This window comes from Aminobacter sp. HY435, assembly GCF_027568395.1.
Taxonomy (GTDB): Bacteria; Pseudomonadota; Alphaproteobacteria; order Rhizobiales; family Rhizobiaceae; genus Aminobacter.
On record NZ_JANKZL010000010.1, the window covers coordinates 35870 to 49442 of the forward strand.

Annotated in this window: 10 protein-coding genes and 1 riboswitch; of the genes, 5 read left to right on the plus strand and 5 right to left on the minus strand. The window is 64.4% G+C overall.

Going from position 1 to position 13573, the window contains the following annotated elements; genetic code table 11:
- Positions 1-125: 125 nt before the first annotated feature.
- The 4 genes from PCJ21_RS15610 to PCJ21_RS15625 all read left to right on the plus strand — a co-directional run bounded on the left by PCJ21_RS15610 (position 126) and on the right by PCJ21_RS15625 (position 4641).
- Positions 126-1124 (plus strand): ABC transporter ATP-binding protein, encoded by a 999-nt coding sequence (locus tag PCJ21_RS15610; protein WP_269932341.1) that lies wholly within the window; start codon positions 126-128, stop codon positions 1122-1124.
- Positions 1121-2092 (plus strand): ABC transporter permease, encoded by a 972-nt coding sequence (locus PCJ21_RS15615; protein WP_269932342.1) that lies wholly within the window; start codon positions 1121-1123, stop codon positions 2090-2092. The genes PCJ21_RS15610 and PCJ21_RS15615 overlap by 4 nt, the downstream gene beginning before the upstream one ends.
- A gap of 161 nt (positions 2093-2253) precedes the next feature.
- Positions 2254-3069 carry an ABC transporter permease gene (locus tag PCJ21_RS15620; protein ID WP_115730872.1) on the plus strand — a complete coding sequence of 272 codons (816 nt, stop codon included), beginning with the start codon at positions 2254-2256 and terminating at the stop codon, positions 3067-3069.
- Positions 3070-3213: 144 nt separating this feature from the next.
- Complete coding sequence (locus PCJ21_RS15625) at positions 3214-4641, plus strand: gamma-aminobutyraldehyde dehydrogenase (RefSeq protein ID WP_269932343.1); 1428 nt, start codon at positions 3214-3216, stop codon at positions 4639-4641.
- Positions 4642-4774: 133 nt separating this feature from the next.
- Here the strand turns inward: PCJ21_RS15625 and PCJ21_RS15630 are convergent, their stop codons facing one another.
- The 5 genes from PCJ21_RS15630 to PCJ21_RS15650 all read right to left on the minus strand — a co-directional run bounded on the left by PCJ21_RS15630 (position 4775) and on the right by PCJ21_RS15650 (position 9190).
- On the minus strand, positions 4775-5017 hold the full coding sequence (locus PCJ21_RS15630; RefSeq protein WP_269932344.1) for a DUF1344 domain-containing protein: 243 nt from the start codon (positions 5015-5017) through the stop codon (positions 4775-4777).
- 125 nt (positions 5018-5142) lie between these two features.
- Positions 5143-5943: an ABC transporter permease gene (locus tag PCJ21_RS15635; protein WP_269932345.1), complete on the minus strand. Its 801-nt coding sequence runs from the start codon at positions 5941-5943 to the stop codon at positions 5143-5145.
- Positions 5940-6860, minus strand: coding sequence for an ABC transporter permease (locus PCJ21_RS15640; RefSeq protein WP_269932346.1), 921 nt, complete (start codon positions 6858-6860; stop codon positions 5940-5942). Before PCJ21_RS15640 ends, PCJ21_RS15635 begins: the two co-directional genes overlap by 4 nt.
- Positions 6861-6869: 9 nt before the next feature.
- Positions 6870-8363, minus strand: coding sequence for an ABC transporter substrate-binding protein (locus tag PCJ21_RS15645; RefSeq protein WP_269932347.1), 1494 nt, complete (start codon positions 8361-8363; stop codon positions 6870-6872).
- Positions 8363-9190 (minus strand): (2Fe-2S) ferredoxin domain-containing protein, encoded by an 828-nt coding sequence (locus PCJ21_RS15650; RefSeq protein WP_269932348.1) that lies wholly within the window; start codon positions 9188-9190, stop codon positions 8363-8365. Before PCJ21_RS15650 ends, PCJ21_RS15645 begins: the two co-directional genes overlap by 1 nt.
- Before the next feature lie 109 nt (positions 9191-9299).
- Positions 9300-9497: riboswitch (cobalamin riboswitch) on the minus strand.
- Positions 9498-9623: 126 nt separating this feature from the next.
- On the opposite strand from PCJ21_RS15650, the gene metH reads away from it, so the two are divergent.
- Positions 9624-13418, plus strand: coding sequence for a methionine synthase (metH, locus tag PCJ21_RS15655; protein ID WP_269932349.1), 3795 nt, complete (start codon positions 9624-9626; stop codon positions 13416-13418).
- The last annotated feature ends 155 nt before the right edge of the window (positions 13419-13573 follow it).

Genomic DNA, 13573 nt, shown 5'->3' on the forward strand with positions numbered 1-13573 from the left:
CGATCTGAAACGACCGCCTGACAGCGGCAGACAAGCATCGGCGGCCGTGGGGCTGCCGGATGCGCAGCCATGGCCAGGGCATATCATCCGATTGCACATGGCCCAGACATCGGAAGCTAAAGACGATGACCCCTGCAGTCGCCTTTCAAAAGACCTCCCGCCATTTCGGCGCGGTGCGCGCGGTCGATGCCGTCGACCTCGAAATCAAGCCCGGCGAGTTCTTTGCCATGCTGGGGCCGTCGGGCTCGGGAAAGACCACTTGCCTCAGGCTTATCGCCGGCTTCGAGCAGCCGACATCGGGCAGCATCTCGATCTTCGGCGAACGCGCCGAGGGCGTGCCGCCCTACCGGCGCAACGTCAACACGGTGTTCCAGGACTATGCACTGTTCCCGCATCTCAACGTGCTCGACAACGTCGCCTACGGGCTGATGGTCAAGGGCGTCAGCCGGGACGAACGCCACCGTGCCGCCGAAGACGCGCTCAGGCTTGTGCAACTGCCGGGCTATGGCAGCCGCAAGCCGGGCCAGCTGTCCGGCGGCCAGCGGCAGCGCGTGGCGCTGGCGCGTGCGCTGGTCAATAAGCCCAAGGTGCTGCTGCTCGACGAGCCGCTCGGCGCACTCGACCTCAAATTGCGCGAGAGCATGCAGGAAGAGCTCAAGCAGCTGCAGAAGGCGCTCGGCATCACCTTCGTCTTCGTCACCCACGACCAGGGCGAGGCGCTGTCGATGGCTGACCGGGTCGCCGTATTCAACGACGGCCGGATCATGCAGGTCGGCGCACCCGAGGATATCTACCAGCGCCCGGCGTCGCGCTTCGTCGCCGATTTCGTCGGCTCGTCCAATGTGCTGCCGCCCGACTTCGTCCAGCGTTATGCCGGCCAGCACCGCTGGGGCAGCCTCAGGCCGGAACAGATCAGCGTCCGCCGCGATACATCGGGAGACGGCGTCGCGGCACGCGTGGTCTCGCGCCACTATCTCGGTGCGGCCACCAAGCTTTCGCTCGACGCCGACGGCCTCAGGCTGCATGCGACTGTGCCATCGGGCACGGCGGTGCCCGAGGATGGCGCCCACGTCATACTCACCTTCAACCGCGACCAGCTCCATCTGATGGAGGAGCAGGCATGAGCGTCCACGCCGTCCCCGGGACGACTGATGTCGCCGCGGCGATCCTGCCCAGGCGCGGCGGGCTGGCCGGGTCGCTGTCGGATCTGTTGTGGCGCAAGCCGGGCCTGCTGCTGTTTCTTATGCTGGCGCCGCCGCTGCTCTGGCTCGGTGTCGTCTATATCGGCTCGCTGATAGCACTTTTGGCGCAGAGTTTCTTTTCGATCGACGAGTTCTCCGGGCTGATCAGCCGCCAGTTCACGCTCAAGACCTATGGCGATCTGTTCCAGGCGGCCAATCTCGACATCATCGTCCGGACGGTGACGATGGCGGCAGTGGTGACGCTGGCCTCGGCCGTCATTGCCTTCCCCATCGCCTACTACGCGGCGCGCTATGCCCGCGGCACCTGGAAGGCACTGTTCTATCTCGGCGTCATGCTGCCCTTGTGGTCGAGCTACCTGGTCAAGGTCTATGCCTGGAAGCTGATCCTCGCCAAGGAAGGCATCCTGACCTGGCTGTTTGGCAAACTGCATCTGTCGTGGCTGCTCGACGGCTGGCTGTCGCTGCCTGTGGTCGGGGGCAACTCCTTGTCGGTCTCGTTCACCGGCACGTTCATCGTCTTCGTCTATGTCTGGCTGCCGTTCATGATCCTGCCAATCCAGGCAGCCCTCGAGCGCGTGCCCGGCAATCTGGTCGAGGCCTCGTCCGATCTCGGAGCTTCGCCTGGGCAGACGTTCCGCAACGTGCTGTTTCCACTGGCGCTGCCCGGCATCGTCGCCGGCTCGATCTTCACCTTCTCGCTGACGCTCGGCGACTACATCATCCCGCAGATCATCGGCACGTCGAGACTGTTCATCGGCCAGGCCGTCTATGCCCAGCAGGGAACCGCCGGCAACATCCCGCTCGCCGCAGCCTTCACCGTGGTGCCCATCGTCATCATGGGTTTCTATCTCTGGGGCGCCAAACGCATGGGAGCCTTCGATGCGCTGTGATGTCGTAGTTCAGCGTTGCCCCTCACCCTTACCCTCTCCACTTGAGGACGGGGAGAGGGGGGCTTGGACGTCGCGGCAGCGTCTCCTCTCCCCGTTGTTGCGGGGAGAGGATGCCGGCAGGCAGGTGAGGGGCGGCGCAAGCTTGGAAGAAGGAGGCGTCCATGCGCTCTGACCGCTCGCAATCAGCACCCCTCGGCATCAAGATCGCAGCCGCCGCGGGCCTCGCTTTCCTGCACCTGCCGATCCTGCTGATCTTCGTCTACGCCTTCACGACTGAAGAGAAGAGCTACCAGTGGCCGCCGCCCGGGCTGACGACGCAGTGGTTCGCAGCCACCTGGGCACGGCCCGATGTCTGGCAGGCGCTCGGCCTGTCGGTGCAGGTGGCGGCGATCTCGACGGCGATAGCGCTGGTGCTCGGCACGCTCTGCGCCGCAGCCGTCAGCCAGACACGCTTCTTCGGCCGCGAGGCGATCTCGCTGCTTGTCATCCTACCGATCGCGCTGCCCGGCATCATCACCGGCATCGCCTTGCGCTCGGCCTTCAGCCTGGCGGAAATCCCGTTCTCGTTCTGGACGATCGTGCTCGGCCACGCCACCTTCTGCGTCGTGGTCGTCTACAACAATGCGGTGGCGCGGTTCCGCCGCACCTCGGGCTCGCTGATCGAAGCCTCGATGGATCTCGGCGCCGACGGCTTCCAGACCTTCAGGCACGTCATCCTGCCCAATATAGGCACGGCACTTCTGGCCGGCGGCATGCTTGCCTTCGCGCTGTCGTTCGACGAGGTCATCGTCACCACCTTCACCGCCGGGCAGCAGCAGACGCTGCCGATCTGGATGCTCGAGGAGTTGGTGCGCCCGCGCCAGCGCCCGGTCACCAATGTCGTCGCCATGGTCGTGGTTCTCGCGACCCTGCTGCCCATCCTCGCCGCCTATTACCTGACCCGCGAAGGCGACCAGATCGCCGGGGCGGGCAAATGAAAACAGCGCATCAACATGGTGCGTCCTTCGAGGCTCGGCTGGGCCTCGCACCTCAGGGTGAGGACCTGGCACCAGCATCCCTCATCCTGAGGTGCCCGCGCAGCGGGCCTCGAAGGACGCACCGGAACATCTGAGGAGGAATACATGGACACCCAAATGCTCATCGGCTCGAAGTTCGAGCGGGGAACCGAGACGGAAGAGGCGATCCTCAACCCGCGCACCGGCGAGACGATTCTCAGCCTGCCGGAGGCATCGCCGGCCCAGATCGAGGCGGCGGTCGCGGCTGCCCAAAAGGCTTTCGTGACGTGGTCCAAGACCACGCCGGCGCAGCGCTCCGGCTATCTGCTCAAGATCGCCGACCGGATCGAGGCCGAGGCGGAAGGCTTTGCCAAGCTCGAAGCGCTCAACTGCGGCAAGCCGATCAACGCCGTGCTCAATGACGAGATTCCGGCGATCGTCGACTGCTACCGCTTCTTTGCCGGTGCGGTGCGCTCGATGCCCGGGCTGGTGGCGGGTGAATACCTGCCCGGCCACACCTCGATGATCCGCCGTGATCCCGTCGGCATCGTCGCCTCGATCGCGCCGTGGAATTATCCGCTGATGATGATGGCGTGGAAGCTGGCGCCGGCGATCGCTGGCGGCAACACTGTTGTCTTCAAGCCGTCGGAACAGACGCCGCTGACTGCGCTGAAGCTTGCAAGACTCCTCGCCGATGTGCTGCCCGAAGGCGTGGTCAATGTCGTGCTCGGCCGTGGCGAGAGCGTCGGCAACACGCTGATCAACCATGCCGCGGTCAGCATGATCTCGATCACCGGAGACGTCGCCACCGGCAAGAAGGTGCTGCAGGCGGCGGCCAAGTCGGTCAAGCGCACGCATCTGGAACTCGGCGGCAAGGCGCCGGTCATCGTCTTCGACGATGCCGACATCGACGCCGTGGTCAGCGGATTGCGCGCCTTCGGCTATTACAATGCCGGCCAGGACTGCACGGCGGCCTGCCGCATCTATGCCGGCAAGAAGGTCTACGACAAGCTCGTCGCCGACCTGTCGTCGGCGGTGTCGACAATTCGCTTCGGCCAGGCCGACGACACCGAAAACGAGATCGGGCCGCTCATCTCCAGGCGCCAGCGCGACCGCGTCGCCTCCTTCGTCGAGCGTGCCTCCGAGCTCAAGCACATCGAGATCACCACCGGCGGCAAGCCGGGCGAGGGCGGCGGTTTCTACTATGAGCCGACGGTGGTTGCCGGCGCGCTGCAGGAAGACGAGATCGTGCGCCGCGAGGTATTTGGCCCGGTGGTGTCGGTGACGCGGTTCTCCGACGTTGACGAGGCGGTCAACTGGGCCAATGACAGCGACTACGGCCTGGCGTCGTCGGTGTGGACCAAGGACATCTCGCGCGGCATGTCGACCGCTGCCCGGCTCCAATATGGCTGCACCTGGATCAACACGCATTTCATGCTGACCAACGAGATGCCGCATGGCGGCCTCAAGCAGTCCGGCTATGGCAAGGACATGTCGGTCTATGCGCTGGAGGACTACACCGCCGTCCGCCACGTCATGATCGCGCATGGGTGAACTCTCCGGCTCCGGAGGCGAGCGATCGGAGATGTCAGCCCAGGTCAATCCACCGTCGGGAAGTTCAGGACCGCACGGAACGCCATGGCCGCTGACGCGACCATGGCGTTCGACAAATCATTTGCAAGTTCGTTCAAGGATTCATCAGAACCGTGACCACCTTGGTGGCGTCGTTTTTGTCGGTCTGCACATCGACCTTGGCGCCGACTGCAACTTCCGGCGGAATGGCGACATCCTCAGGGACGGTGTAGCTGGTGCCGTCTTCAAGCGTGATGACGCGGGTTTCCTTGTTGTACTCCTTTACCACGCCGCTACCGGCGAAGGCGGGAAGCGACAGGGCGCCGGCGACTGCGAGTGCGAGAACGATCTTCTTCATCAAAGTGCTCCTTTGAGTGCATCAGCGTTTTCGATATTTTTGGGGTGCGGGGCTTTGCGAGGCCCGTGCTGAAATGCTTCAGCGCGAGCTAAACCCGCAAACCGCTGATTGGTTCCGATTGGTGTTCAGTTGTCCGTCACGTCGGGAAAATTGCGGCCCTGCGGCTCGACAGGGTCGAAAAGCCAGTTGAGCAAGCCTGCGGTCAACGCAATGGCAACACCCGGCCAGATCATCAGCCCGGGGTTGTCGAAGATGAAGATGCGGTATTCGAACAGCATCGAGCCCCAATCGGGCTTGGATGGGTCCGCGCCAAGCCCAATGAAAGCCAGCGAGGCATAGGCGACGACCGCAAGGCCGGACTGGCTGCCGACATAAGTGAATGTCAGCGGTATCGTGTTGGGCAGGACATGGCGCAGCATCAGCCTGGGCGTCGTTGCGCCCAGCGCCCGTGCAGCCTGCACATATGTGCGACCAAGGACGCGCCGGGTCAGCGAGTGCGACAACAGGGCCTGCGGCCCAACCCCGGCCAGCCCGAGCGCCAGGCCGGCCGTCAGCGGCGACAGCCCGAACAGCGCCGCGGTGGTCAGCGCCACGATCAGCGTTGGCACGACGATGAACATTTCGGCAAAACGCAGGATCAGGGCCTCGCGCCAGCCGCCGAGGATCGCCGCACCGGTTCCCAGGATCGATCCGCCGAAGAAGCCGATCAGGCCGACGGCGAGGATCACAAGCGCCGTCCGCCAGCCGCCGGCCATGATCCTCGATGCCAGATCCCGCCCGAGATGGTCCGTACCGAGCAGATGGTTCAGCGAAGTTGGCGCATGGCGAGCGGCCAGGTCGACAGCGTCTGGATCGTGCGGCTGCCACAGCCCGCCCAGCACGAGGCAAACGAAAAAACAGACTGCGATGGTCGTGCGCAAGGTCATGCGCTGATCGGATCGAGCCGGCGCATGGCCAACTCGAGGCAAGCGTTCATCAGCAGCATCCAGCAGGCAATCACCATGACATAGGCCTGCAGCACCATGTGATCGCGGGCGGCAATGCTCTGCACCAGGAATTGGCTGATGCCTGGCAAGCCAAACAGGATCTCCAGCGCGGCGGTGCTGCCGATCGCCCAGCCGGCTTCGGAACGTATCGCCGAGAGCAGCGCGTATGCGGCGCCGCGGTGACCATGGCGCCATAGTGCCTGGCGCCGCGACAGGCCCTTGGCAAGCGCGGTTCGAAAATGCGGCTTGTAGGTGAACTCGACGAGATCGCGGCGGTAGACGCGCGACAACGTTCCCAATGCATGCAACGCGACCAGAAATATAGGCAGCAACCATGAACTGGCGTCGCCGGAAAAGGGGCGGATCAGCCGCGCCTGCACGCCGAGTAGCCAGATGAGCAGCAGTCCGAGCCAGAAGGACGGCACGGCCTGGACACCGATCGACAACAGGCGGCTGGCCTTGTCGGCCATGCCGTTGGGCTTGAGTGCGGCGGCAAAGCCGAGGGGGACGGCAAGCAGCGCGGCAAGCGCGAGTCCGCTGATGCCGATGGCGAGCGAAAGCGGCAGGCGATGGAAAAACTCCGCGATCACCGGCTCGCCAGTGCGGAACGACCGTCCCCAGTCGCCCGCGACGAACTGCGACAGCCACAGGCCGTAGCGGGCGGGCACGGGTTGGTCGAGGCCCCACTGGCTGCGCATGGCTGCGACCGTTTCGTCGGTGGCGGGCAAATTCCAGGCGCGCAGGGCAATGTCCACCGGATCCGAAGGCATCGACGCGATGATGGCAAAGGCCAGGGCGGAAATGGCCAGCATGCTGGCGACCGAACGCAGTCCTATCCGGGTAGCGGTCGCCAGCACTTGCATAGCCTATTGCGTTTCGCCGATGTCGGCGCGCAGCACGTGGTAGTCCGAACCCCAGGGCTGGTAGTTCTCCAGGCGCCTGGATGTGCCGACATACCAATCCGGCGAGACCAGGAACGACACCGGCACGTCCTCGAACAGCTTCTGCTGGGCGTCGAGCGCAATTTCGGCGCGCTTTTCGCTGTCGCCTGCCACTGCGAAGCGGTCGAGGATCGCGTCGAATTGCGGCGAGGCGTAGCGGGCGTGGTTGAGCGACGCGCCGCTGCGCAGCATCGAGTTCAGGAAGAAGGCGGGATCGCCGCTCGGAGCGGTGTGCTGCGCCCACAGGAACATGTCGAAATCACCGGTCGCGGCAACCTCGTTGCTGTTTTCGACAACGCCGGTCTCAACCTCGAATCCGAGCTTGGACAGATCGGCCTTGACCACCGGCAGCATGGTAACGAGGTCGGGGCGCTGCGGATAGGCAAGTATCCTCAGCTTCAATTGTTGACCATCCCTGGCGCGCTTGCCGTCGCTGCCTGCGACCCATCCGGCTTCGTCGAGCAAAGCTGCCGCCTTGGCCGGGTCGGTCGGGCGCTGGTCGCGCGCGGCGAACGGGAAGTAAGGTGCATAGGCGCCAGTCGCCGGGGCGCCGCCATTGATGGCCGCGGCAAGCTGCACGCGGTCGATGGCCAGGTCGATCGCCTGGCGCATCCTGACGTCCTGCATGTGCTCGCGGGCGGTATTGATGAAGGCCAGGTACTGGTAGCCGACAGGAAAGGACTTGATGTGCGTGTCGGGGCTGGCTTGCAACCTCGGCACCACTTCCGACGGCAGGCCAAAGGCCAGATCGAGTTCACCAGCTTCGAATGCCAGCGCCATCGACTGGGCATCGCCGAAACGCTTGTAGGAGATCTCCGAGCGCTTGTCGGCGCCGGGATAATGGGCGTTGGGCTTGAGACCGAGCGCGGCATCGGGCGTAAAGCCGGCGATTTCATAAGGGCCGGTGAACACCGCAGCGCCATCGGCCTTGAGGTGGTAGACGACAAGCGGCCATTCGGCGAAAAGCGCCTGGATCAAGGCGACCGGCTTCTCGGTGGTTACCCTGAGCGTGAGCGGATCAAGCGCCTCGAACGAAAGCTTTCCGCCTGTCGCCAGGGCAATCTTGTTTTTCTCGAAGGTGTTCTTGAAGCCGCCTGCCACGGTTTCGGCAGTCACCGGCGTGCCGTCCGAGAAAAAGCGGTCGGGGGTCAGCGCGATCTTCCAGTTCAGGTCGTCCAGGCGCTCGGCACTTTGCGCCAGTTCAGGTGCCAGGCGGCCGTCCTTGTCGACGGTGAACAGGTTTTCGCCGACGCCGTGGCTGGTCAGGGCCCAACCGTTGGAGCCCTTGGCAGGGTCCAGCCCGCTGGTGATGTAGGTGGCGCCGATCTTGAGGGCGTCCGCCTTGGCAGGTAGCGCGCCCGTCAGGACAATTGCCACCAATGCGGTGGAGACAAAGCTCGATTTGAGGACATGTCGCATCAGACGGCGCCTTTCTCTTTGAGTTCGGTTTCGTTGGGTTTGGCGGGAGCATGTTGGCGCAATGTCTGTTTGCGGCCGGTGGCGGAATAGGCGAACTCCTCGACGACGACGCCGCCAAGCAGGTGGTGGGTGACGATGCTGTCGATGGCGGCCTCCGTAACCCCGCCATAGTAGGTGCCTTCGGGAAACACCTGGATCACGGGTGCGAGGTTGCAGGGGCCGAGACAGGTCGATTTGCAGGTCATTGTGCCGTCGCCAGCAAAGCGCAGTTTCTGCCGTTCCTGCTGGTTGCGCAGGTGCCCCCAGATCAGGTCGGCACCGGCTGCATTGCATGGGCCACCCTGGCAGACCAGCACGCGCCGCTTCTGCGCCGGCACAAGCGATCCCTCCGCAGTGGCCTTTGCCGCAGCAGCGATTTCGGGCGCGTGGACCGCATCCTGCACGAGTGACCCCATGAGATTTGCCAGCAGCGGACTGTCGGCGAGCCCCTGAGCAATGCGGATGCGCGGCCAGGCGGCAGAGTCTTCGGCCTGCCATCGGCGCAGCGACTTCGTCAGCCAGGTGGTGAAACTGGGCTCGATCGGCAGCATCAGCGGCAAGATCAGGATATCGCTGAAGCCCTCGGCACGAAGATCGCCGAGCGCGTCACGCAGTGACGGCGTGCCTTGTTCCGTGAAGCCGAAACGTGCCCCGGCGACACCGGGCAATGCCGCCACGATGGCGGCCAGTTGCTGCATCTGTTGGTGCGGCGCTGCGGCGAACGCCGATTTCGCCACGAGCAGGACCGCCCGTCGCGCAACATCGTTGAGGTCCTGATCGATCGACAAAACTTGCAATCCCTGACCAACCGCTGCGGGATTTGCAAAACGCGAACTGAAGGCGCTGGCCGGAGATGGCCACCGCATCGCTCGCGCTCCTGTGGTACACCCCGCCCACGGAACTACACTCGGTCAGGCAGGTCTCCTGGCTCACGGGTCTCAGCTACGATGCCTGTCTTCCCGGCTTCTCAATGCCAGTGACAATATCGGCAGCGCGGCTCGCCGCTTACAGTTGCGGGGCAGCTTCGGTCTTACACCGAATTCCCTCTTAGCTTCCGCTCACCGAACGGAAGAACCATAACCGAGCGGCAAGCTATCCGGCGACGGCGCCAAGTCAAGAGCTGAGTTGCACATTCAGGATAATGGCGGGATATTGGATGGACATATTGACATAAAGATGTCTTTATGTGACAGCGCATTGCTGTCGCCGAAAGGACGTAAAATGTCGCAAAATGCCTCTTCCCTCGACGCCCTGTTCGGGGCTGTCTCCGCCAGGTCCGATGGGTCGGAGGTAATGGCGGCGCTCAAGGCGGCGGCGCGCGAGCGCATCCTGGTGCTTGACGGCGCCATGGGCACGCAGATCCAGGGACTGGGGTTCAACGAGGATCATTTCCGCGGCGACCGCTTCGGCGGCTGCGCCTGCCACCAGCAGGGCAACAACGACCTCTTGATCCTGAGCCAGCCCAAGGCGATCGAGGAGATCCACTACAAATATGCCAAGGCCGGCGCCGATATCATCGAGACCAACACGTTCTCGTCGACCTCGATCGCCCAGGCCGATTACGGCATGGAGGATATGGTCTACGAGCTCAACCGTGATGGCGCCCGCCTGGTGCGCCGCGCGGCGATCCGTGCCCAGCAGGAGGACGGCAAGCGCCGCTTCGTCGCCGGCGCGCTCGGGCCGACCAACCGCACCGCCTCGATCTCGCCCGACGTCAACAATCCCGGCTATCGCGCCGTCAGCTTCGACGACCTGCGCATTGCCTATGGCGAGCAGCTGCGCGGCCTGATCGACGGTGGTTCCGACATCATCCTGATCGAGACGATCTTCGACACGCTGAACGCCAAGGCGGCGATCTTTGCCTGCGAGGAGATCTTCATCGAGAAGGGCGTGCGCCTTCCGGTCATGATCTCAGGCACCATCACCGACCTCTCCGGACGCACGCTGTCGGGCCAGACGCCGACCGCCTTCTGGAACTCGGTGCGCCACGCCAACCCTTTCACCATCGGCCTCAACTGCGCGCTCGGCGCCAACGCCATGCGGCCGCATTTGGCTGAACTCTCCGACGTGGCGGACACGTTTACCTGCGCCTATCCCAATGCCGGCCTGCCCAACGCCTTCGGCCAGTATGACGAGAGCCCGGAATTCATGGCCGCCCAGGTCGAGGCGTTCGCCAGGGAGGGCCTGATCAACGTCGCGGGCGGCTGCTGCGGCTCGACGCCGGAACACATCCGCGCGATTGCAGAAGCAGTCGCCAAGCACCCCCCGCGCCAGGTGCCCGAACATCGCGCGATCATGGCGCTGTCGGGCCTCGAAGCCTTCGCGCTGACCAAGGAGATCCCCTTTGTCAACGTCGGCGAACGTACCAACGTCACCGGCTCGGCCAAGTTCCGCAAGCTGATCACCGCGGGCGACTATGCCACCGCGCTCGACATCGCCCGCGACCAGGTCGCCAATGGCGCCCAGGTCATCGACGTCAACATGGACGAGGGCCTGATCGATTCGAAGCAGGCGATGGTCGAGTATCTCAACCTCATCGCCGCCGAGCCCGACATCGCGCGCGTGCCGGTCATGATCGACAGCTCCAAATGGGAGGTGATCGAAGCCGGCCTGAAATGCGTGCAGGGCAAGGCGATCGTCAATTCCATTTCGATGAAGGAAGGCGAGGAAGCCTTCCTGCATCATGCCCGTCTCTGCCGCGCCTACGGCGCGGCGGTCGTGGTCATGGCCTTCGACGAGCAGGGTCAGGCGGACACCAAGGCGCGGAAGGTCGAGATCTGCACGCGCGCCTATAGGCTGCTCACCGAGCAGGCCGGTTTCGCGCCCGAGGACATCATCTTCGACCCCAACATCTTCGCTGTCGCCACCGGCATCGAGGAGCACGACAATTACGGCGTCGACTTCATCGAAGCCGCGCGGGAAATCACGCAGATCCTCCCGCATGTCCATGTCTCAGGCGGCGTGTCGAACCTGTCCTTCTCCTTCCGCGGCAACGAGCCGGTGCGCGAGGCGATGCACGCCGTGTTCCTCTACCACGCCATCCAGGCGGGCATGGACATGGGCATCGTCAATGCCGGACAGCTGGCGGTGTTTGAATCGATCGACCCGGAACTGCGCGAAGCCTGCGAGGACGTCGTCCTGAACCGCAAGCCGAAGGGCGGCGGAACGGCGACCGAGCGGATGCTGGAGCTTGCCGAGCGCTTCAAGGGCACCGGCGCGAAGGAGGCCAAGGAGAAGGACCTCGCCTGGCGCGAATGGCCGGTCGAGAAGCGGCTGGAGCATGCGCTGGTCAATGGCATCACCGAGTTCATCGACGCCGACACAGAGGAGGCCCGGCAAAACGCGGAACGGCCGTTGCACGTCATCGAAGGGCCGCTGATGGCCGGCATGAACGTTGTCGGCGACCTGTTCGGTGCCGGCAAGATGTTCCTGCCGCAGGTGGTGAAGTCGGCCCGCGTGATGAAACAGGCTGTAGCGCTTCTGTTGCCCTACATGGAGGCCGAGAAGGCCGCCAACGGAGGCTCCGAACGCAGGAGCGCGGGAAAAATCCTGATGGCGACGGTGAAGGGCGATGTCCACGACATCGGCAAGAACATCGTCGGCGTCGTGCTTGCCTGCAACAACTACGAGATCATCGATCTCGGCGTGATGGTGCCGGCGGCGAAGATATTGCAGACGGCACGGGAGCAGGATGTCGACATCATCGGCCTGTCCGGGCTGATCACGCCGTCGCTCGACGAGATGGCGCATGTCGCGGCCGAAATGGAGCGCGACGGCTTCGACATTCCGCTGCTCATCGGCGGGGCGACGACCAGCCGCGTCCACACGGCGGTGAAGATCCACCCGCGTTACGAGCGTGGCCAGGCCGTCTATGTCACTGACGCCAGCCGCGCCGTGGGCGTGGTCTCCAGCCTGCTCTCGACCGACGCGAAGGGCGGCTATGTCGAGGGCATCCAGGCCGAATACGCCAAGGTCGCCGAGGCGCATGAGCGCTCCGAGCGCGAGAAGCAGCGCTTGCCGCTGGCCCGCGCCCGCGCCAATGCGCACAAGATCGACTGGGCAGGCTACACGCCACCCAAGCCGAGCTTCCTCGGCACCAGGGTGTTCGAGAGCTGGGATCTCGCCGAACTCGCCCGCTACATCGATTGGACGCCGTTCTTCCAGACCTGGGAACTCAAGGGCCGCTATCCCAAGATACTTGAAGACGAGAAGCAGGGGGCGGCGGCACGCCAGCTGTTCGAAGACGCGCAGGCGATGCTGAAGAAGATCATCGACGAGAAGTGGTTCGCACCGAAGGCGGTGATCGGCTTCTGGCCGGCCGACACCGTCGGTGACGACATCAGGCTGTTCGCCGACGACAGCCGCAACAAGGAACTCGCCACTTTCTTCACCTTGCGCCAGCAACTGACAAAGCGCGACGGCAGGGCAAATGTCGCGCTGTCCGACTTCGTTGCACCTTCAGGCAGCGGCAAGGCCGACTATGTCGGCGGCTTCGTGGTGACTGCGGGCATCGAGGAGGTGGCGATCGCCGAGCGCTTCGAGCGCGCCAACGACGACTACTCCTCGATCATGGTCAAGGCCCTGGCCGACCGCTTTGCCGAGGCCTTCGCCGAGCGCATGCACGAGCGCGTCCGCAAGGAATTCTGGGGCTATGCCGAGGACGAGAAACTCTCCGGCGACGAACTGATCGGCGAGGCCTATCACGGCATCCGCCCGGCGCCGGGCTATCCGGCCCAGCCCGACCACACCGAGAAGACGACCTTGTTCCGCCTTCTCGACGCCGAAAAGAACGCCGGCGTAACGCTGACCGAGAGCATGGCGATGTGGCCAGGCTCATCGGTGTCGGGCCTCTACCTGTCGCATCCCGAAAGCTACTATTTCGGCGTCGCCAAGGTCGAGCGCGACCAGGTCGAGGACTATGCGCAGCGCAAGGGCATGACCGTCGTGGAGGCCGAGCGCTGGCTCGCGCCGATCCTCAACTATGTGCCGGCACCAGTGGCTGTGGCGGCGGAGTGAAAACCACCGGCTCGGGGTGAGGGGGGATGCCCGTGTGGCCAAGGGCAGCAACCCGGCATTGACCGGTCGCGTGCGGGGCTCGCGGCATCAGGGCTTACGCAATTGCACCGGTCGTGCCTGATCTCGCGTGCGAATCTTCCGCGCCAGCGCGAGCA

Coding starts and splice junctions, on each gene's coding strand:
- PCJ21_RS15635 (WP_269932345.1), bottom strand. CDS start 5,943: ATGACCTTGCGCACGACCATCGCAGTCTGTTTTTTCGTTTGCCTCGTG.
- PCJ21_RS15630 (WP_269932344.1), bottom strand. CDS start 5,017: ATGAAGAAGATCGTTCTCGCACTCGCAGTCGCCGGCGCCCTGTCGCTT.
- PCJ21_RS15610 (WP_269932341.1), top strand. CDS start 126: ATGACCCCTGCAGTCGCCTTTCAAAAGACCTCCCGCCATTTCGGCGCG.
- PCJ21_RS15645 (WP_269932347.1), bottom strand. CDS start 8,363: ATGCGACATGTCCTCAAATCGAGCTTTGTCTCCACCGCATTGGTGGCA.
- metH (WP_269932349.1), top strand. CDS start 9,624: ATGTCGCAAAATGCCTCTTCCCTCGACGCCCTGTTCGGGGCTGTCTCC.
- PCJ21_RS15625 (WP_269932343.1), top strand. CDS start 3,214: ATGGACACCCAAATGCTCATCGGCTCGAAGTTCGAGCGGGGAACCGAG.
- PCJ21_RS15620 (WP_115730872.1), top strand. CDS start 2,254: ATGCGCTCTGACCGCTCGCAATCAGCACCCCTCGGCATCAAGATCGCA.
- PCJ21_RS15615 (WP_269932342.1), top strand. CDS start 1,121: ATGAGCGTCCACGCCGTCCCCGGGACGACTGATGTCGCCGCGGCGATC.